A 19,948-nucleotide genomic window follows, 5' to 3' on the forward strand; every position below is an offset into this window, starting at 1 on the left:
ATCGACCGTGTGCGTATATCACACGTCAGGCTTTTCTCAGCGGGGTCGGGCAGGCTGGGTCTTATGGGGGAGCAGGAATCGAAACATCCACGTCGTCGCGGTGCGGCCGCAGCGGCCTTCGTCGGGCTCAGCGTGACGGCCGGGGTGCTGGTCAGTGCGATGGTGGCGCCGGTGGTCGCGGTCGCGGGAGTCGCGACCGAGACCGGCATCCATCTCTTCGAGACGATGCCGGAGGCGCTGACGGTCGACGCGCTCGCGCAGACGACCGACATCTATGCGAAGAACCGCGACGGCGAGCCGGTGCTGCTGGCGTCGGTCTACGAGCAGAACCGCAAGAACGTGGGCTGGGAGGACATCTCCCGTTTCGTCAAGGATGCTCTGACCGCCACGGAGGATCCGCGGTTCTACACGCACGGCGGCGTCGACATCCCGTCCGCCCTGCGCGCCGCGATCGGCAACGCGTCCTCCGGCGAGGTCGGTTCCGGCGCCTCCACCATCACGATGCAGTACGTCAAGAACATCCTGATCCAGCGGGCCGAGGCGATCCGCGACAAAGACGAGCGGGATGCCGCCTACGCCGAGGCCACCAAGACCAGCATGGACCGGAAGCTCCGCGAGATGCGCCTCGCCATCGGGCTCGAGAAGGCGCTCCCGAAAGACCAGATCATGCTCGGATACCTCAACATCGCGCACTTCGGCGGGTCCGTGTACGGCATCGAGGCCGCTGCCGAGTACTACTTCGGCGTGACCGCGGCCGACCTCACGCTCGCGCAGGCCGCCGCCCTCGTCGCGACGGTCAACGCGCCCAACGACTTCCGCATCGACGACCCGGACAACATCGGCGACAACAAGTTCCGCCGCGACAACGACGTCCTGGCCGCGATGCTGGAGGAGAAGAGGATCACGCAGGCTCAGCACGACGAGGCGGTGGCCACCCCGATCGAGCCGAACATCACGCCGCCGTCCACCGGATGCGTCACGGCGAACCCGCTCGGGGCCGGCTTCTTCTGCGGCTACGTGCAGCGGGTGATCGAGAACGAGAAGGTCCTCTCCGACCCGGCCGATTCGCGGTACAGCACGATGAAGAGCGGCGGCTACGACATCTACACGACTCTCGACCTCGACCTCCAGGCGTCCGCCGTCGCCGCGGTCGACGCGTATGTTCCGCGGAGCACGGACGTGCTCGACCTGGGCTCGTCGCTGGTCACTGTCGAGCCCGGCACCGGGCGCATCCTCGCGATGGCGCAGAACAAGGACTTCAACGCCGACCAGGACGAGGCGTCCCCGGAGAACACGGCCGTCAACTACAGCACCGACGAGGCCTACGGCGGGTCGAACGGCTTCCAGGCGGGCTCGACCTACAAGGTCTTCACGCTGGCCGAATGGCTGAAGGACGGGCGATCGCTGAACGATGCCGTCAACGGGGACTCTCGCACGCTCACTCTGTCCTCGTTCAAGGACAGTTGCCAGGGCTCGGGCTCCGGTTCGTACTCCCCGAAGAACGACAGCGGTCAGAAGCCGGGGAACATCTCGGTGCGGGCGGCGACGGCCGGCTCGGTGAACGGGGCCTACTTCTCGATGGCTCAGAAGCTCGACCAGTGCGAGATCCGCAAGACGGCGGAGGCCTTCGGTGTGAGGCGCGCCGACGGCAAGCCGCTGACCTCGTACGTCTCCGATGTCCTCGGCACGAACGAGGTCTCCCCGGTGCGGATGGCCGCCGCCTTCGCGGGCATCGCGAACGCGGGCGTCTACTGCTCGCCGATCGCGATCGACCGTATCGTCGGGCCGGACGGCGCCGAGGTCCCGGTGCCGGAATCCTCCTGCTCGGAGGCGGTGAGCCCGGAGGTCGCCGCAACGATGGCTTCGGCGTTGCAGAGCGTGACCCGCGATGGCACGGGACGGGCGTCCAACCCGAACGACGGCATCCCCGTGTTCGGCAAGACCGGCACGACCGACTCCGAGAAGGACACGTGGTTCGTGGGCTCCACCACCCGGCTGACCACCGCGGTGTGGGTCGGCAACGTGACCGGGGACGTGTCTCTGCGTCGGTCCACGGTCGGCGGCATCCAGGCCGATCAGCTCCGCCACCGGGTCTGGAAGCAGTACATGACGGCCGCGAACACGGTGCGCCCGGGGAGGGCTTCCCCGAGGCCTCCGCGCGTCCCGCCCACGACTAGCCGCCACGTCCGATTTCCGCCGGTCGGCGTCGGGGGCTGGCAGTAGCCTCGACGAGTGAAGGTCGCTCTGCAGTTCGTCGCGATGGGTCTCGTCTGGGGCGCCAGCTTCCTGTTCATGAAAGTGGCGCTCGAGGGCGTCTCCTTCGGGCAGGTGGCGTGGGCGCGCCTCGTGTTCGGGGCGCTGACGCTCGGGATCATCGTGCTTGCCACGCGCAGCAGGCTCCCGAAGCAGCCGATCGTCTACCTGCACTTCGCGGTCGTGGCGGTCACCTACTGCGTCGTGCCGTTCCTGCTCTTCGCCTGGGCGGAGCAGTATGTGTCCTCCAGCCTTGCCAGTATCTATAACGCCGTCACGCCGATCACGACGGCGATCCTCGCGACGGCCGCGTTCCGCGTCGAGAAGCTCAACCGCGACCAGGTGCTCGGTGTGCTCGTCGGCGTCGTGGGAGTGGTCGTCGTGGTCGGGCCGTGGACGATCGCCGCGCTGTCCGGGAGCGTGTGGGGGCAGCTCGCGTGCCTGGGCGCCGTCACCTGCTACGGCTTCAGCTTCGGATACATCCGGCGGTTCATCAGCCACCGCGACATCCCGGCCACTTCGGTGGCGTTCCTCAACATCGGCCTCGCAGCGGTGATCATGCTGCTGCTGACGCCGGTCGTGGCGCTGTCGCCGATCTCGTTCAGCTGGCCCGTGCTGCTCAGCCTGCTGGCGCTGGGCGCGCTCGGGACGGGCGTGGTCTACATCTGGAACATGAACGTCCTGCGGGCGTGGGGACCGACCGCCACCTCAGGGGTCACCTACGTGACGCCGGTGGTCGGCGTCGCGCTCGGCATCCTCGTGCTCGGCGAGCACCTGAGCTGGAACGAGCCGGTCGGGGCGGCTGTCGTGCTGTGCGGCATCCTGCTGACGCAGCAGCGCGTCCGCCTCTTCACGCGACTAGCGCGGCCGAGATTTGTGCCGAATGTCGCCTCTAGCGCGGCCAAAGTCGACATTCGGCACGAACGTGATGGAGGCTAGGCGACCGTCGGGCCGAAGTGCTCCGGGAGCGTCGAGCGGTGCACGCCGCGCAGCTCCTCGATGCCGACCGTGAACAGGTCCTGCACCTCGAGCACCGGCTGGGCGCCGACCTCGGCGTCGGTGACACCGATGCGGAGGAGCGGCACGCCGCGGCCCTCGCAGAGCCCGCGGAACTTGACGTCGTCCTCGCGCGGCACCGAGACGATGACGCGGGCGGTGGACTCGCTGAACAGCGCCGTCGCGGCGTCCACGCCGTCCCGCTCCTGCAGCTCGCCGAGCCAGACACGCGCGCCGACGCCGAACCGCATGACGCTCTCGGCCAGCGCCTGGGCGAGGCCGCCGTCCGCGAGGTCGTGCGCCGACGAGACCAGGCCCTCGACGGAGGCCGCGTGCAGCGTCTCCGCCAGGGTGCGCTCGGCCGCGAGGTCGACCGCCGGCGGGCGTCCGCCGAGGTGGCCGTGCACCGTGCCGGCCCAGGCGGAGCCGTCGAGCTCCTCGCGGGTGACGCCGAGAAGGTAGATGTTCTCGCCCTCGTCCTGCCAGCCGGCCGGGACACGACGGGCGACATCATCGATCACGCCGAGCACGCCGACGACCGGGGTCGGGAAGATCGGGACGTCGCCGGTCTGGTTGTAGAACGACACGTTGCCGCCGGTGACCGGGATCTCGAGCTCCAGGCAGGCGTCGGAGAGCCCCTCCACCGCCTGCGAGAACTGCCACATCACCTCGGGGTTCTCCGGGCTGCCGAAGTTGAGGCAGTCGGTGACCGCGGCGGGCACGGCGCCCGAGGCGGCCACGTTGCGGTACGCCTCGGCGAGGGCGAGCTTCGCGCCCTGCTTGGGGTCGAGCTGGCAGTACCGGCCGTTGGCGTCGGTCGCGATGGCGAAGCCGAGGCCGCTCTCCTCGTCGACGCGGATCATGCCGGAGTCGTCGGGGAAGGAGAGCGCGGTGTTGCCGCCGACGAAGTAGTCGTACTGGTCGGTGATCCAGCTCTTGTCGGCCAGGTTGGCGCTGCCGAGGAGGGCCAGGACCTGCTCGCGCAGCTCATCGCCGGTGGTCGGGCGCGCCAGCACAGCGGCGGTGTCGGCCTGCAGGGCGTCGATCCAGGTCGGGTAGGCGACCGGGCGCTCGTACACCGGGCCGTCGACCGCGACGGTGCGCGGGTCGACGTTGACGATCTCCTCGCCCTTCCAGTTGATGACGAGCCGGCCGGTCTCGGTGACCTCGCCCAGCACGCTGGTCTCGACATCCCACTTCGCGGTCACGGCGAGGAAGGCGTCGAGCAGCTCGGGCTTCACGACAGCCATCATGCGCTCCTGGCTCTCGGACATCAGGATCTCCTCCGCCGTGAGCGTGGGGTCGCGCAGCAGCACCTTGTCGAGCTCGACGAACATCCCGCCGTCGCCGTTGGAGGCCAGCTCGCTCGTCGCGCAGGAGATGCCCGCTGCGCCGAGGTCCTGGATGCCCTCCACGAGCTTGTCGCGGAACAGCTCCAGGCAGCACTCGATGAGCACCTTCTCGGCGAACGGGTCACCGACCTGCACGGCCGGCCGCTTGGTCGGGCCGCCGGCGGAGAACGTGTCGGACGCCAGGATGCTCGCGCCGCCGATGCCGTCGCCGCCGGTGCGGGCGCCGAACAGCACGACCTTGTTGCCGGCGCCGGATGCGTTGGCGAGGTGGAGGTCCTCATGCCGCAGCACCCCCACCGACAGCGCGTTGACGAGCGGGTTGCCCTGGTACACGGAGTCGAAGTAGGTCTCGCCGCCGATGTTCGGGAGGCCCAGGCAATTGCCGTAGAACGAGATGCCGGAGACGACGCCGTGCACGACGCGCGCCGTGTCGGGGTCGTCGATGCGGCCGAAGCGGAGCTGGTCCATGACCGCCACCGGGCGGGCGCCCATCGAGATGATGTCGCGGACGATGCCGCCGACGCCGGTCGCCGCGCCCTGGAACGGCTCGATGTACGACGGGTGGTTGTGCGACTCCACCTTGAAGGTGACCGCCCAGCCCTCGCCGACGTCCACGACGCCCGCGTTCTCGCCCATGCCGACCATGAGGTTCTTCTTCATCGCCGGAGTGACCTTCTGCCCGAACTGGCGCAGGTAGATCTTGGACGACTTGTACGAGCAGTGCTCCGACCACATCACCGAGTACATGGCCAGCTCGCCCGAGGTGGGGCGGCGGCCGAGGATCTCGCGGATCTGCGCGTACTCGTCGGGCTTGAGGCCGAGCGCCGCGTACGGCTGCTCCTTCTCCGGAGTCGCGGCGGCGTTCGCGACGGTGTCGACGACATGCTGGACGGTGGTGTCGGTCACGCGGGCACTCCAGGCTGCTGGCGGTGGCGGGGGATGGGAGCCATTCTACCGGGGTGCGAGGGCGCGCCGTCCCGGGCGAATGAGAGGATGTGCAGAGGTGTCGTTGCACACCCTCTCTTGCAGGAAAGAAGGCCGACCATGCAGATCCCACGCCCGTCGCAGGAGACGATGGAGCTGTTCCGCTCGGTGGTGCCCGACGCCCCCGGCGTCGAGGTCAAGCCGATGTTCGCCAACCTGGGCGCATTCGTGAACGGCAACATGTTCGCCGGCCTGTTCGGCGAGAGCGTCGGGGTGCGCCTCCCGGACGACGCCGTGCGGGAGGAGCTGCAGGCGATCGACGGCACCGGTCCGTACGGGCCGGCCGAGCGTCCGATGGGCGGCTATGTCGCCCTCCCGGACGCCTGGCGCGCCGAGCCCGACCTGCTCCGTGAGTGGATCGGCGTCGCGCTGGAGCAGGTCGGCAGAATGCCGCCGAAGGAGAAGAAGCCGCGCACGCCCAAACCGTGAGCGAGCACCACACGACCGACCCCGAAACGCGGACAGGGGTCGCAACACGCCGCTTCGGCGGCTGCAAAACGGCGTGTTGCGACCCCTGTGTCTATGAAGGCCGTTCAGGGGGTCGGGACGGCCGCTCGCATGAGCTGGTCGACGTCGCGGGCGGCGCCCTGGTCGGCGGAGAGGGTCATCGCGGCGTACGCCCGCAGTGCCGCCGACACCGGGCGTTCCCGGTCGAGCGGCTTGAACCCGCGACCCGCGGCCAGCGCCTCCCGGCGGGCGTCGAGCTCGGCGTCGGGCACCTCCAGCCGGATGCTGCGCGCCGCGACGTCGATGGTGATCGTGTCGCCGTCCTCCACCAGCGCGATCGTGCCGCCGGCCGCCGCCTCGGGCGAGACGTGGCCGATCGACAGCCCTGACGTGCCGCCGGAGAACCGGCCGTCAGTGATCAGCGCGCACTTCGCACCCAGGCCGCGGCCCTTCAGGAACGAGGTCGGGTACAGCATCTCCTGCATCCCCGGCCCGCCGCGCGGGCCCTCGTAGCGCACCACGACGACGTCGCCGGCCTGCACGCGCTTGGTCAGGATGGCGTCCACGGCCTCCTCCTGCGACTCGACCACGACCGCCGGTCCGGAGAACATCAGGATGCTCGGGTCCACTCCCGCGGTCTTCACCACGGAGGCGTCCGGCGCCAGGTTGCCGCGCAGGATCGCCAGGCCGCCGTCCGCGGAGTGGGCGTGCGCGACATCCCGGATCACCCCGCCCGCAGCGTCGGTGTCCAGCGACTCCCAGCGTTCGGACTGGGACGACGCCTGCGCCGAGCGCACCCCGCCCGGTGCCGCATGGAACAGCTCCAGCGCCTCGTCCGTCGCCGAGCCGCCGCGGATGTCCCAGTCCGCCAGCCACGCCTCCAGCGACGGAGCGTGGATGCTGTGCACCCCGCGGTCGAGAAGCCCGGCGCGGTCGAGCTCGCCGAGCAGCGCGGGCACGCCGCCCGCCCGGTGCACGTCCTCCACGAGTGCCGCGCCGTTGGGCGCGACCTTGCTGAGGCACGGGACGCGGCGGGAGAGCCGGTCGATGTCGTCCAGGTCGTAGTCGATGCCGCCCTCGCGCGCGGCCGCGAGCAGGTGCAGGATCGTGTTGGTAGAGCCGCCCATCGCGATATCGAGCGCCATCGCGTTGCCGAAGGCCTCCCGGGTCGCGATCGATCGCGGGAGGACCGACGCGTCCTCGCCGTCGTAGTAGCGGTGCGCGAGTTCGACCGCGGTCGCGCCGGCCTTCTCGTAGAGCGCGCGGCGCGCGGTGTGGGTGGCGAGGGTGGAGCCGTTGCCCGGGAGGCCGAGGCCGAGCGCCTCGACCAGGAAGTTCATCGAGTTCGCGGTGAACATCCCCGAGCACGAGCCGCAGGTCGGGCAGGCGGCCTCCTCGACGCGCAGCAGGTCCTCGTCGGAGACGGCGTCGTTCGCCGAGTCGGCCATCGCAGAGACGAGGTCGAGCTTGCGGACCGTGCCGTCCACGAGCACCGTGCGGCCGCCCTCCATCGGGCCGCCCGAGACGAACACGGTCGGGATGTTCAGGCGGAGCGCGGCCAGCAGCATGCCGGGCGTGATCTTGTCGCAGTTGGAGACGCAGACCAGCGCGTCGGCGCAGTGGGCGTTCACCATGTACTCGACGGAGTCGGCGATCAGCTCGCGCGACGGAAGCGAGTACAGCATCCCGCCGTGGCCCATGGCGATCCCGTCGTCCACCGCGATCGTGTTGAACTCGCGCGGGATGCCGCCGGCGGCCTGGACCGCCTGCGACACGATGCGGCCGACCGGCTGCAGGTGGGTGTGGCCGGGGACGAACTCGGTGAAGCTGTTCGCGACGGCGACGATCGGCTTGCCGAAGTCCTCGCGGGCGACGCCGGCGGCGCGCAGCAGCGCGCGGGCGCCGGCCATGTTGCGGCCGTGGGTGACAGTGCGGGAGCGGAGGGCTGGCATGCTTCCATGCTGCGGGCACGGGTGAACACGCGGAAGTCGGCAACACTACTAGTACTGACAGCACTAGTATCGACCGCGTGACCGAACAGGACGACCGCCGCGGCGAGCTCGGCCGCTTCCTGCGCAGCCGGCGCGAGCAGGCGCCCCGCGCCGACTATGGCCTCCCGCCCGTCGGCCGCTCGCGCGACGTCGCGCTGCGGCGCGAGGAGGTCGCCTACCTTTCCGGCGTCAGCGTCACCTGGTACACCTGGCTCGAGCAGGGGCGCCGGATCAACCCGTCCCGCGCGGTGCTCGACGCCGTCGCCCGCACCCTGCGGCTCTCGCCGCCCGAGCACGAGTACCTGCTCTCGCTCGCCGGCTTCGGCCTCCCCTCCCTCGTGCCGACCCGGCCGGTGGAGGACGCTCCTGCGCACGTGCAGCGACTTCTCGACGCGCTCGGCGCCAACCCGGCATTCGCGCTCGCGCCCGACTGGGGGATCGCCGGCTGGAACGCGGCGTACGCCGACCTGTATCCGAACGTCGCGCGCGCGGCGCGCGAGGACCGCAACCTGCTCTGGCTGGTCTTCACCGACCCGGCGGTGCGGGAGCTGCTGCCCGACTGGGAGGAGACGAGCGCGCGCTTCCTGGCCGAGTTCCGGGCCGAGACGGGCACGCGGGCCGGCGACCCGGCGGTGCGAGCGCTGGTGGAGCGGCTGCGGGAGGCCAGCCCCGCGTTCCGCGCGGCGTGGGAGCGCTACGACATCCGCGGCTTCGCGTCACGCGAGCGCCGCTTCCGGCACCCGGGTCAGGGCGAGGTCACCCTGGAGCACCACCAGCTCACCCCGTCCGACCACCCCGACCTGCGCGTGGTCGTCTACACGCGCCTCCCGTAGTCCGCCATCGCTTCCTCACTTTCTCCCGCCTTCACTCGGCGTGTTGCGGGAGAAAGTGCGGAAGCGATGGCTGCTGGGCGGGTTAGGCCTCGACGAGGGTGGAGCGGATAACGCTGGTGAAGAAGGTGAGGCCGTCGATGCCGGAGCGCATGGCGGCGGCGGTGTCGGGGCCGAAGCCGGGCTCGACCGCGTGCTCGGGGTGCGGCATCAGGCCGACCACGTTGCCGCGCTCGTTGCGCACGCCCGCGATGTCGTCCAGCGAGCCGTTCGGGTTCACGCCGGTGTAGCGGAAGACGACGAGGCCTTCGCCCTCCAGCCGCTTCAGCTCCTCGGCCGACGCGATGAAGCCGCCCTCGCCGTTCTTGAGCGGGATGACGATCTCCTGGCCCTGCTCGAAGCCGCTGGTCCACGGGGTGTCCGCGTTCTCGACGATGAGGTGCTGGTCGCGGCGGATGAAGTTGCCGTGGTCGTTCCGGATGAGGCCGCCGGCGACGAGGTGCGCCTCGGCGAGCATCTGGAAGCCGTTGCAGATGCCGAGCACCGGCAGTCCCTTGCCTGCCGCGTCCACGACCTCGGTCATGATCGGCGAGAGGGAGGCGATGGCGCCGCAGCGCAGGTAGTCGCCGTAGCTGAACCCGCCGGGCAGCACGAGCGCGTCGACACCCTGGAGGTCGTGGTCGCCGTGCCAGAGCGCGACCGGCTCGGCGCCGGCGATGCGGACGGCGCGCAGCGCGTCCCGGTCGTCGAGCGAGCCCGGGAAGGTGATGACGCCGATGCGCATCAGGCGTCCACGCCCGGGTAGTGGATGCCCACCACGTCCTCGATCACCGAGTTGGAGAGGATCTCGTTGGCGATCTCCGTCACCGCGGCGCGAGTCGCGTCGTCGATCGGACCGTCGACGGTCAGCTCGAACCGCTTGCCGACGCGGACTCCCGAGAACTGGCCCTTGCCGATCCGCGCGAGGGCGCCGGCGACGGCCTTGCCCTGCGGGTCGAGCAGCTCAGCCTTAGGCATGACTTCCACAACGATCGTCGACAAAGGGTGATCTCCGCTCCACTCGCGCATCCGGGCCACAGCGATTCTACCGTGGGGCGGAGGGCCCTCGGTCCGCCCGGGCGGTCTGGGCCGCGAAGGCGAGCGCGCGGCCGGCGAGCCCGGCGTGCAGGCGCGCGAACAGGGCGGCGGAAGCGGCGCCCGGCCAGTCGGCGGGGAGGGCGGCGGCGGGGAGGCCGGGGTCGCGGTAGGGGATGACGCGCCACTCGTCCAGGAGGCGGATCCACAGGGCGAAGGCGTCACGGTCGTCAACCGGGGCCGGCGTGTTCTGAAAGCGGGCGAGGAAGCTCTCGTGGAGTGAGCGGAGGGCGGGGAGGTCGTACCAGCGGGCGACGGCGGAGGCGAGGTCGGGGGTGGACGGGTCGGCGGCGAGCTTCGCGCCGCTGAACAGGTCGGCGCCGAACGCCCGCCCGACCTCCGCGAGTTCGCCCTCCAGGCTGTCGGGGCCGATCCAGAGCCCGTCGGCCACCGTTCCGCAGCCGAGCGCTGCGAGCGCCCGCCTCAGCCGGTTCCGCTGCGAGCGCTGATGCTCGGGGAACGAGAACGACACCAGGCACCAGGAGGCCGGCGCGGCGCGCTCGCCGAAGATACGGGCGTCCCCGCGCTCCAGCATCGGTACCGCGGCCGGGTGGAGCGCGTAGCCGGCGACCCCGTCGCGCGGCTCGCGGACCAGGACGCCTCGCGTGCACAGCCGCGCGAGGCTGGAGCGCGCGGTGGTCGCGGGGACGCCGAGCGCGGCCATCAGCTCCGCGGCGCCGGCGGCGCTCATCCAGCCGCCGAGCGGGCGCAGCGTGCTGCCGACGACCGTGCGGAGCATGGCGGTGGCCGAACCGCTGCGGGCTTCGAGGTCCTCGCGGGCGGCTGCCTCCCGTGCCGACCCGTCCACCGGCGCGCTCATTCCGCGATCAGCTGCCCCAGCACATCCCGCACCGCCGCCAGCCCGACCGCGACCTCCTCGAAGCTCGTGCTGAGCGGCGAGAGCCCGATCCGGAGGCCGTCCGGGTCGCGGTAGTCGGGGATGACGTCGCGCTCCCAGAGCCGGGCCGTGACCTCCCGCATCGCCGGGTGGTCGAGGGTGACGTGCCCGCCGCGCTGCGATGGGTCGCGCGGGCTGGCGAGCGTGACGCCGAGCGGGGTCAGCCAGGTGTCGGCGAGCCGGACGGCGAACGTCGTGAGAGCGACCGACTTCGCGCGCACCGCGTCGATCCCGCACTCCGCGATCATCGCGATGGTGTCCTGGAGGGCGAGCATCCCCACGATCGGCGGCGTCCCGGAGATGAAGCGCCGGACGCCGTCCGCCGGCTGGTACTCCGGCCCCATCAGGAACACGTCGCGCACGCCCATCCAGCCCTGGATCGGCTGTTCGAGCCGGCGTTGGAGGCGGCTGTTCACGTAGCCGAACGCGGGCGAGCCGGGGCCGCCGTTCAGGTACTTGTAGGTGCAGCCGACGGCCAGGTCGGCGTCCCACGCGTCGAGCTCGACGGGCACCGAGCCGGCGGAGTGGCAGAGGTCCCACAGCACGAGGGCTCCCACGTCGTGGACGATGCGCGTGATCGCGCGCGCGTCGGCGAGGAACCCGGAGCGGTACGCGACGTGGCTGAGCACGACGAGCGCCGTGCGCGGCCCGACCGCCGCCGCGACCTGCTCGGGCGTCACGCCGGACTCGGTGTCCGCCTCGATCCAGACCAGCGAGAGCCCGCGTTCGCGCGCAATGCCGTCGAGCACGTAGCGGTCCGTCGGGAAGTTGTCGGTGTCGAGCACGATCTCGCTGCGTTCGGGCAGCGAGTCGACGGCGGCGCGCGCCAGCTTGTAGAGGAGCACGGTCGTGGAGTCGCCGATGAAGGCCTGCCCGGCCGCAGCGCCGAGCGCGGTCTCGCCGAGCGTGTCGCCGATGCGGAACGGCAGCTCCATCCACTCCTCGTCCCAGCCGCGGATCAGGCGGCCGCCCCAGCTCTCCACGAGGAACCGCTGGATGCGTTCGATGCCGGCGAGCGTGGGGCGCCCGAGGGAGTTGCCGTCGAAGTACGCGACGACCGGGGTCGCGGTGCCGAGGTCGGCGGGCGCGGTCGCGGTGACGCCCACGAACCGGTCGCGGTAGTGGGCGAGCGGGTCGGCGGCGTCGAGGGCGCGCGCGGCGTCGAGGGGGTCGCCGGCGAGCGTGTCGGCAGCGGCTTCGGCGGCCTCGTCGTCGAGCGGGTCGTAGGCGAACAGGTCGTCGGGGATGTCGGTCATGGGGTGTCCTGTCCAAGCGGTCGGGAGGGGAGGGTGAGGAGGTCGGGGACGCGTACGCCGCGGGCGGTGGCGAGCCAGGCGGGCAGGTCGCGGTGGTCGGCCGGAGGCGGGGTGGGGATCCAGGCGACGCGCGGGCCGAGGGACGCAGTCGGTTCGCCTGCGATCGTGCGCACGAGTGCCGCGCCGGTCAGCCCGGCCTCCTGCAGCGCGGCGAGCTCGCGCGCGTCGACGCCGACGGGGAGGTCGCCGTTGCCGAGGTCGGTGCCGTACAGCACACTTCCGCCGGCGCCGGCGAACCGGCGCAGGTTGTCGACGGCGACCCGGTAGTGCTCGGTCGGGATGCCCCAGCCGTGGATGTCCAGGGTGCTGATCCACGTCATCCCGCGGCGGACGGACTCCGCGACGAGCGCGTCGTCGAGCCGTTCGGTGAACGGGGTGTGCGCGAGCTGATCGACACCGGCAGCCACCGCGCGGGCGGTCTGGCCGGGGCCCTGCACGTGCGCGACGACGGGGCGGCCGGTGGCGTGGGATTCCGCCACAATCGCGGCCAGGGTCGAGTTGTCCACGGTTTCGCCCGCATCGGTGTTGAGCGCGACCTTGATCCGTGAGGCTCCCAGCATGACCTGTTTCCGCACCGCATCCCTGGCCTCCCGCGGGCCGCCGACCTCCAGCGCTGCGCCCTCTGGCGCCCAGCCGGACGCCACCGGGTAGCCGCCCGGGGCGGTGATCAATGCGCCCGCGATCGCGACCGCCGGAAGACCCGGGTGGTCGGCCAGCCAGGAGGTCGCGACGCTCGGGATCCAGCCGAGGTCGACCGCGTGCGTGATGCCGCCGGCGAAGAGCGTGCGGGGGTCGGTGAGGCCGAGGTGCGTGTGATGGTCGGTCAGCGACGGGAAGAGCGTTCCGCCCAGTGACAGCGGTGGCGTGGGGTCGTCAGGGGACGACGCGGCTGCGGGAGCGGCGACGGGCACGAGGCGCTCGCCGTCGATCCGGAAGGTCGCCGGGCCGTCGAACCCCCAACCGCTCCAGGCGGCGTCCACCTGGATGGTCGGGGCCTGTGATCGGGCATCGCTCACTCCGGCGCTCCGATCTCCGTCCGCACCGCGAACAACTCCGGGAAGAAGGTGAGGTCGAGCGCTTTCTGCAGGAAGCTGACGCCGGTGGAGCCTCCGGTGCCGGTCTTCATGCCGATGGTGCGCTGCACGGTCTTCAGGTGGCGGAAGCGCCAGAGCTGGAAGTTGTCCTCCAGGTCCACGAACTCCTCGCACGCCTCGTACTCGCTCCAATGCTCCGACGCGTGCTCGTAGATGTCGCGGAACACCGGGACGAGCTCGGGGGTGAAGACGTGGGCCTCGGTGACGTCGCGGTCGAGCAGCGACGCGGGCACCGCGTGCCCCGCGCGCGCCAGGTAGCGCAGGAACTCGTCGTAGACGCTCGGCGCCTCCAGCAGCTCGGTGAGCAGCGCGAGCGCGCCCGGGTCCTCGCGGAATACCGACAGCATCCGGCGGTTCTTGTTGCCGAGCACGAACTCCACGGCGCGGTACTGGTACGACTGGAACCCCGACGAGTTGCCGAGGAAACCGCGGAACTGCGCGTACTCGGTCGGCGTGAGCGTCGCCAGCACCGACCACTGCTCCGTCAGCGTCTTCTGGACGTGCTTGACGCGCGCGATGCGCTTGAGGGCCGGTTGCAGCTCGTCCGCGCGCAGCAGGTCGCGCGCGGACTCCAGCTCGTGCAGCACGAGCTTCAGCCAGAGCTCCGTGGTCTGGTGCTGGATGATGAACAGCAGTTCGTCGTGGTGCTCCGGCACGCTGACCGGCTTCTGCGCGCTGAGCAGCGTGCCGAGGTCGAGGTACGACCCGTACGACATGCGTTCGCGGAAGTCCGTGACGATGTCCGGATCGAACTCGCGCGTGTTCTGGTTCGACGTCATGTTGCAATTCTGCGCCGGTCGTCAGGGAAGTGCAACAGCCCATCGGCGCTCGACGCCCGGCACGCGGACGTTCGCTGCCGTTCACCGCCCGGTTACCGGGAGTTGCCGCCTCCGTCGTCGCCGGCTTCTACCGTCGTGCCGGGACTTCCTGCGGACGGGAGACGGGAATGGGCAGGCACTACGACCTCGCGATCGTCGGCGGAGGCATCGTCGGGCTCGGGCATGCGGTTGCGGCGCTCCGGCGCGGGCTGACCGTGGCGGTGGTGGATCGCGCCACCGGGGTGGACGGGGCCTCGGTCCGCGGCTTCGGCCACCTCTGCATCACCGGCCAGGAGGGCGAGGCGAGGGCGTACGCGGAACTCGGCCGCGAGCTCTGGCTCACGCTGGCCGTGGAGGCGGGATTCTGGCTCAGCGAGGCCGGCACCGTCGTCGTCGCTCAGGCGCCGGACGAGCAGGCCGTGCTCGAAGAGTTCCGCGAGACGCGCGGAGGTCACAGCGTTCGGATGCTCACCCCCGCCGACGTGCGCGAGCGTGTGCCCGTCGCCGACGGCATCGCCGTCGGGGGCGCCTTCTTCCCCAGCGACCTGCAAGTCGACCCGCGGGAGACCGCGCCGGCGATCGCGCGCTGGCTCGACGCGCACGGGGTCGACTTCTTCTGGCACACCACCGTGACCGGCGTCGAGACCGGCCGGGTGCACACGTCGCGAGGGCGCGTCTCCGCCGACGCTGTCGTGGTCGCCGTCGACCACGAGGTCGACCGGCTGTTCCCGGGCATCGCGGAGGCCCACGGCATCCAGCGCTCCGGGCTCGACATGCTGCTCGTGGAGGGCGACTTCGAACGACCGCTGACGGCGCCCGTGCTGACCGCGCGATCCCTGGTGCGGGCCCCCGGGCTCGGGCGCGTCCCCGGCATCGACGTGCTCCGGGACCGCCTCGCCGCCGAGCGTCCCGACCTGGCCGCGTTCGACATCGACCAGGTGTTCGCCCAGCGGCCGGACGGCTCCGTCCTGCTCGGCGCGGCCAGGCGGAGCGGCGACGACGTGCCGCCGTTCCAGTCGGAGACCGCGTTCGAGCTGCTGCTGGACGGCGCGCGGGCGCTGTTCGGCCTCGGTCGCGTGCGCGTGCTCGAACGCTGGCAAGGAGTCCACGCGTCGGCCACCGACGACTTCCTCGTGTCCTCACCCGCGCCGTCCGTCCGCGTCGTCTCGGTGACCTCCGGCATCGGGATGACCACCGGGCTCGGCCTCGCCGACCGCGTGGTGGACGAGCTGTTCGCCACCGCGCCGGGAGTGCTGACCGCCGCCGGGGCTGCGCGCACACGGTGATCGCACCGGACCGCACCGCGCCCCGCATCCCCGCCGACCACCCAAGCCCCGCACAGAAAGGCACCGGCCATGTCTCCTGAAGGCCTCATCACGAGCGAGTTCGACGACGCCGCCATCATCGACACCGAGGTCGACGCCGCCGCGGTCGTCGCTGTCGACGCCGACGACCCGGACGCTCTCGCGGACCTCGAGCTCGTCGTGCTCGACCTCGCAGGCACCACCGTCGTGGACGACGGCCTCGTCGAGCGTGCCTTCCTGCGTGCCCTCGACGCGGTCGGCCTCGCCGTCACCGACGACGAGCAGAGCCGCGCGCGGGCGTTCGCGCACGCCACGACGGGACAGCCGAAGCTCGCCGTCTTCTCTGCGCTCACGGACGACGAGGACCAGGCGGAGCACGCCAACGCCGTCTTCGAGTCCGCCTACGCCGAGCTCGTCGCCGACCAGGGCCTCCGCCCGGTCCCCGGCGCCGAGGACCTCATCCGGCGCCTCCAGTCGCTCGGTGTCGCCGTGGTGCTCACCACCGGCTTCTCCCGCGCGACGCACGACACGGTGCTCGACGCCCTCGGCTGGCGCGACCTCGCCGACCTCACGCTGAGCCCGTCTGAGGCCGGCCGTGGACGGCCCTACCCCGACCTGCCGCTCACGGCGCTGCTCCGCACCGGAGCGTCGAGCGTCGAGGGGATGGTCGTGGTGGGCGACACCGCGAGCGACATCGCGTCCGGTCTCGCCGCCGGCGCAGGCCTCGTCGTCGGCGTGCTGACCGGCGCCCACGACGAGGACACCCTCATCGACGCGGGCGCGGACGCGGTCATCGCCGGCATCGCCGACCTGGCGGAGCTGCTCGGCCTGGATGAGCTGGAGCGCGCCGACGAGCTGGAGCGCGCCGACGAGCTGGAGCGCGAGTTCGGCGACCCGGACGAGCAGGACTTCGGCCAGCCGGAGGGGCTGACCCGGCAGTGACCATCAAAGCAGTGACCCCGCGCGTCGTCGAGCCGCCGGCGAGCCTGGGGATGGGGGTGAGCGTGTTCCCGTCGGCGACCGCGATGGTGTGGCAGGGTGTCGGGCACCGGCAGGAGGCCGTGGCCGTCCCCGGAGTGCGGCTGGCGCCGGGCGACGCCCTCGTGGAGGTCGAGCTGGCGACGGTGTGCGGTTCGGACATCCACACGGCGCTGGGCCACCGCCTCGCGCCGACACCGCTCGTGCTCGGCCACGAGCAGGTCGGCCGCGTCGTCGCGCTCGGCCGCGGCGGCGCGAAGACGACCGACGGGCGTCGCGTGGCGCTCGGCGAACGTGTCGTGTGGTCAGTCGCCGTGCCGTGCGGCCGCTGCGCGCGCTGCCGCCGGGGCCTGCCGCAGCGCTGCGTCCACCTCCAGAAGTACGGCCACGCGCGGATGCGGCGCGGCTGGGAGCTCTCGGGCGGATTCGCGACCCACACGCACCTCCTCGACGGCACGCCGATCGTGACGGTGCCGGACGAGCTTCCCGCAGCCGTGCTCGCGCCCGCATCCTGCACGACGGCGACCGTCGCCGCGGCACTCGAGGCCGCCGGCGCGATCGTCCCCCTCGACGGCGCGCTCGTCCTGATCACCGGCGCCGGGATGCTCGGCCTGACCGCGTCGGCGATGGCGACGGAGGCCGGGGCGAAGGTCGTCGTCAGCGATCCCGTCCCCGAGCGCCGGGAGGCCGCCCGGCTGTTCGGCGCCGCGGCCGTCGCCGACCCGCGCGCCGCGCCGGACTCCCGCGCGGGCCTGGCGGCGGCCCTGGCGAAGGCCGGCGGCCGGGCGTCGGCGCCCACGATCGCCCTGGAGTTCTCCGGCAACCCGTCGGCCGTGCGGTCGCTGCTGCCCGTGGTCGACGTCGGCGGCGTCCTGGTCCTCGCGGGCTCGCTGTCGGACGGCCCGGAGTTGCCGCTCGTGCCGGAGCAGCTCGTCCGGCGCCTGCTCACCGTCCGCGGAGTCCACAACTACGCGCCGCGCCACCTGGAGCAGGCGGTGCGCTTCCTCGCGGAGGCCGGCACGAAGTATCCGTTCGCCGAGCAGGTCGGCGCGGTGTTCCCGCTCGCGGAGGTGGACGCGGCGCTGACGGTGACCGGGTTCGCCCGGGTCGCCGTCCGGCCGCGCTGACCGGCGATCGTGGCATCGTAGGGGGATGGCCGCCGACCCCTTCGCCCGCTTCTTCGAACTGCTGCGCGCGCTTCCCGAGCCGGTGGATGCCGAGGCCCTGTACGGCGACGATCCGGAGGGCCGGCGGCGAGAGCGCAATCTGCGGCGGTATTTCGCGATGCCGCACGCGCCCGTACTGCTGCTGGGCGAGGCGCCCGGCTGGCGGGGGATGACGGTGACCGGCGTCCCGTTCGTGTCGGCGCGCGAGGCCGAGGCGGGGGTCGTGCCCGGGCTGGAGCTGCCCGCGCATCCGCAGGCGCCGTGGGAGGCCTCCAGCCGGGTGGTCTGGGCGACGCTGAAGGACTGGCGCGGGCCGGTTCCGCTGTCGTGGCCGGTCTATCCGCTGCACCCGTTCGTCGCGGGCACGCCGCACAGCAACCGCACGCCGCGGCCCGCCGAGGTGCGCGCCGGAGCGCCGGTCGCGCTGGAGCTGATCCGGGCGCTGGAGATCGAGACCGTCGTCGCCGTCGGACGCAAGGCGCAAGGTGCGATCGCGACGGCCGGACTGGAGGCCCCGGCGATCCGGCATCCCGCGCAGGGCGGCGCCGCGCTGTTCGCCGAGCAGCTCATCGAACTGAACCACGCGCTGGGACGCTGAGCGCCGCGCGACCGCGACTGCGGGCGCTCAGCGCGCGGGGCGCTTGGGCTGCTGCGTCGTCACATCGTCGATGGTGTCGATCGCATCGCGGAGCCGGTCGAGGAATCCGACGACTGTCCGAGCCTGGTCGTCATCCAGCGTCGCGGCGATCTCGACCAGTTCCTCCCGGACATCGCCGAGGATCGCCCGATGGAGCTCGTCGGTCGGGACCGCGGGCACGATGATGAGCGCGCGGCGGTCGAACGGGCTGGGCTCACGGCGGATGTGGCCGCCCTTCTCGAGCCGGTCGAGTAGCACGGTGACGGAGGAGCTCTGGATGCCGAGGTAGTCGCCGAGCTCCTTCGGGCCCACTGCGATCCCGCGCTCGCGCGCCCGCAGGAGGTAGCGCAGCGCGGAGATGTCGTTGACCGTCAGGTTCATGCTCTTCTCGGAACGGCGCTGCATCTCCGATTCGGCGACCAGGTAGCCCCGGAGGCCCTCCAGCACGTCGAGCGCGCGTCGTCGTTCCGCGTCCGTCCTGCCGGACGCGGATGGCGTCGAACCCGAACCCTTCTCGGTGGTCATGGCTTCGATGATAGGCCGGGTCGCTCCGCCGCGTCAGACGACGGCGGGTTCGGCCGGTTGCGGCGTCACGACGAGCCCGCTCGCCCGGGACGCCAGGTCGGCGAGCGTGTTCAGCCACTGGTCGTCGAGACGTTCGGAGACGGCGGACGCGAACTCGTAGCGAAGGGGAATGGCGTTGTCGATCCAGAGGGCATGCCGGCCGATCCCCTCGGCCTCCTCCGGTGACCAGGTCAGCAGGAACGGCTCGCGCCGGCGGAGCTTCATGGTGATGACGGCCTGCAGGTGCGCGAGCGTCCGGTCGTCGAACGCGAACGATTGGCCGCCGTAGATCAGTGCGCCCATGCTGGTGTCCTTTCACTGGGGCGAGTGGACCTGCGATGAGTATAGCGATAGCTAGGATAACTAGCTATCCATTTTGTGGAACAGTTCTTTTCCCGGTGGGGCGGGGGAATCGGTCGCCACGGACACGATTTAGCTAGACCAGCTAGTTACATCCGGCTATTGTCGTCCGCCCGCTAAGAAGCGGATCGTGACAACGACGTCCCTCGCAGCGCTTGACCAAGGAATCCTCCGGGCGTACTATTCCACAAGGAATAATCCTTTCCGATCATCGCCTCGACAGAACCTCCGAGACCCCATGCCGCACGCCCCGTCCCTCACCCCGCTCGCCGTCGCAGCGCTCGCGCTGCTCGCCGAGGGTCCGACGCACCCGTACGAGATGTATCAGACGCTCGTGCTGCGCTCGGAGGACCGGCTCGTCAAGGTGCGCCCGGGCTCGCTTTACCACACGGTCGACCGCCTCGCCCGGCAGGGGCTCGTGCGCGCGACCGGCACCGAGCGCGAGGGCAACCGCCCGGAGCGCACCACCTACGAGATCACGGAGGAGGGCACGAAGGCGCTCGGCGAACGCGTCGCGGACATCATCGCGACCCCGGTCAACGAGTTCCCCGAGTTCCCGCTCGGCCTCGGCGAGGCGCACAACCTCCCGCTCGAGACCGTGATCGACCTCCTCCGCAACCGCGTCGGCCTCATGCGCGCCGACATCGCCCTGCTCGACGACGGCATCCACCGTGTCCGGTCGAAGGGGCTGCCCGAGAAGTACTGGCTCGACGTGCGGTACCTGCGCACGACGGCGGAGGCCGAAGCCGCCGCCCTCGAAGCCCTCATCGACGACCTCGCCTCGGGAGTCATCTCCTGGGACGAGGAGAAGCAGCACTGAGAGAAA

The 19,948-nt window shown here is 71.6% G+C and carries 19 protein-coding genes; 9 read left to right on the plus strand and 10 right to left on the minus strand.

What is annotated here, in order from left to right; translation table 11 throughout:
• Positions 1-63: 63 nt before the first annotated feature.
• A complete protein-coding gene (locus ACRAWC_RS14160; RefSeq protein WP_431348296.1) occupies positions 64-2,223 on the plus strand; it encodes a transglycosylase domain-containing protein in 2,160 nt (719 codons plus the stop codon).
• A gap of 9 nt (positions 2,224-2,232) precedes the next feature.
• Positions 2,233-3,192 carry a DMT family transporter gene (locus tag ACRAWC_RS14165; RefSeq protein ID WP_431348297.1) on the plus strand — a complete coding sequence of 320 codons (960 nt, stop codon included), beginning with the start codon at positions 2,233-2,235 and terminating at the stop codon, positions 3,190-3,192.
• Here the strand turns inward: ACRAWC_RS14165 and purL are convergent.
• Positions 3,189-5,507, minus strand: coding sequence for a phosphoribosylformylglycinamidine synthase subunit PurL (purL, locus tag ACRAWC_RS14170; protein WP_431348298.1), 2,319 nt, complete (start codon positions 5,505-5,507; stop codon positions 3,189-3,191). The two genes, ACRAWC_RS14165 and purL, sit on opposite strands and share 4 nt — an antisense overlap.
• 138 nt (positions 5,508-5,645) lie before the next feature.
• Between purL and ACRAWC_RS14175 the strand changes: the two genes are divergently transcribed.
• Positions 5,646-6,014, plus strand: coding sequence for a TfoX/Sxy family protein (locus ACRAWC_RS14175; protein WP_431348299.1), 369 nt, complete (start codon positions 5,646-5,648; stop codon positions 6,012-6,014).
• A gap of 104 nt (positions 6,015-6,118) precedes the next feature.
• On the opposite strand, the gene ilvD is transcribed toward ACRAWC_RS14175, so the two are convergent.
• Positions 6,119-7,984 (minus strand): dihydroxy-acid dehydratase, encoded by a 1,866-nt coding sequence (gene ilvD, locus ACRAWC_RS14180; protein WP_431348300.1) that lies wholly within the window; start codon positions 7,982-7,984, stop codon positions 6,119-6,121.
• A gap of 77 nt (positions 7,985-8,061) precedes the next feature.
• On the opposite strand from ilvD, the gene ACRAWC_RS14185 reads away from it, so the two are divergent.
• Complete coding sequence (locus tag ACRAWC_RS14185) at positions 8,062-8,856, plus strand: helix-turn-helix transcriptional regulator (RefSeq protein ID WP_431348301.1); 795 nt, start codon at positions 8,062-8,064, stop codon at positions 8,854-8,856.
• Between the two features lie 82 nt (positions 8,857-8,938).
• Here ACRAWC_RS14185 and purQ read toward each other — a convergent pair whose 3' ends face one another.
• From purQ to kynA, 6 genes are read right to left on the minus strand one after another with little or no spacing between them, the layout of a single operon-like run.
• Complete coding sequence (gene purQ / locus ACRAWC_RS14190; RefSeq protein ID WP_431348302.1) at positions 8,939-9,637, minus strand: phosphoribosylformylglycinamidine synthase subunit PurQ; 699 nt, start codon at positions 9,635-9,637, stop codon at positions 8,939-8,941.
• Positions 9,637-9,894, minus strand: a complete 258-nt coding sequence (purS, locus tag ACRAWC_RS14195; RefSeq protein ID WP_431348303.1) for a phosphoribosylformylglycinamidine synthase subunit PurS — start codon at positions 9,892-9,894, stop codon at positions 9,637-9,639. The genes purQ and purS overlap by 1 nt, the downstream gene beginning before the upstream one ends.
• A 43-nt stretch (positions 9,895-9,937) precedes the next feature.
• Positions 9,938-10,807: a PaaX family transcriptional regulator gene (locus ACRAWC_RS14200; protein ID WP_431348304.1), complete on the minus strand. Its 870-nt coding sequence runs from the start codon at positions 10,805-10,807 to the stop codon at positions 9,938-9,940.
• Positions 10,804-12,141 carry a kynureninase gene (locus ACRAWC_RS14205; protein ID WP_431348305.1) on the minus strand — a complete coding sequence of 446 codons (1,338 nt, stop codon included), beginning with the start codon at positions 12,139-12,141 and terminating at the stop codon, positions 10,804-10,806. The genes ACRAWC_RS14200 and ACRAWC_RS14205 overlap by 4 nt, the downstream gene beginning before the upstream one ends.
• Positions 12,138-13,217: a hypothetical protein gene (locus ACRAWC_RS14210; protein ID WP_431348306.1), complete on the minus strand. Its 1,080-nt coding sequence runs from the start codon at positions 13,215-13,217 to the stop codon at positions 12,138-12,140. The genes ACRAWC_RS14205 and ACRAWC_RS14210 overlap by 4 nt, the downstream gene beginning before the upstream one ends.
• Complete coding sequence (kynA, locus tag ACRAWC_RS14215; RefSeq protein WP_431348307.1) at positions 13,214-14,074, minus strand: tryptophan 2,3-dioxygenase; 861 nt, start codon at positions 14,072-14,074, stop codon at positions 13,214-13,216. The genes ACRAWC_RS14210 and kynA overlap by 4 nt, the downstream gene beginning before the upstream one ends.
• A gap of 167 nt (positions 14,075-14,241) precedes the next feature.
• Between kynA and ACRAWC_RS14220 the strand changes: the two genes are divergently transcribed.
• From ACRAWC_RS14220 to ACRAWC_RS14235, 4 genes are all read left to right on the plus strand, one after another.
• Entirely contained in the window at positions 14,242-15,399 is a 1,158-nt protein-coding gene (locus tag ACRAWC_RS14220) for a TIGR03364 family FAD-dependent oxidoreductase (RefSeq protein ID WP_431348308.1), read from the plus strand.
• Positions 15,400-15,468: 69 nt separating this feature from the next.
• On the plus strand, positions 15,469-16,359 hold the full coding sequence (locus ACRAWC_RS14225; RefSeq protein WP_431348309.1) for a phosphonatase-like hydrolase: 891 nt from the start codon (positions 15,469-15,471) through the stop codon (positions 16,357-16,359).
• Entirely contained in the window at positions 16,356-17,522 is a 1,167-nt protein-coding gene (locus ACRAWC_RS14230) for an alcohol dehydrogenase catalytic domain-containing protein (RefSeq protein ID WP_431348310.1), read from the plus strand. Before ACRAWC_RS14225 ends, ACRAWC_RS14230 begins: the two co-directional genes overlap by 4 nt.
• Positions 17,523-17,547: 25 nt before the next feature.
• Positions 17,548-18,159 (plus strand): uracil-DNA glycosylase, encoded by a 612-nt coding sequence (locus ACRAWC_RS14235; protein ID WP_431348311.1) that lies wholly within the window; start codon positions 17,548-17,550, stop codon positions 18,157-18,159.
• Between the two features lie 27 nt (positions 18,160-18,186).
• Here ACRAWC_RS14235 and ACRAWC_RS14240 read toward each other — a convergent pair whose 3' ends face one another.
• Together ACRAWC_RS14240 and ACRAWC_RS14245 are read right to left on the minus strand one after the other, a co-directional pair.
• Entirely contained in the window at positions 18,187-18,723 is a 537-nt protein-coding gene (locus ACRAWC_RS14240) for a MarR family winged helix-turn-helix transcriptional regulator (RefSeq protein ID WP_431348312.1), read from the minus strand.
• A gap of 33 nt (positions 18,724-18,756) precedes the next feature.
• Complete coding sequence (locus ACRAWC_RS14245) at positions 18,757-19,065, minus strand: hypothetical protein (protein WP_431348313.1); 309 nt, start codon at positions 19,063-19,065, stop codon at positions 18,757-18,759.
• Between the two features lie 295 nt (positions 19,066-19,360).
• On the opposite strand from ACRAWC_RS14245, the gene ACRAWC_RS14250 reads away from it, so the two are divergent.
• Positions 19,361-19,942 (plus strand): PadR family transcriptional regulator, encoded by a 582-nt coding sequence (locus ACRAWC_RS14250; RefSeq protein WP_431348314.1) that lies wholly within the window; start codon positions 19,361-19,363, stop codon positions 19,940-19,942.
• Positions 19,943-19,948: the final 6 nt, after the last annotated feature.

The sequence above is a fragment of the Leifsonia sp. L25 genome (genome assembly GCF_050632895.1).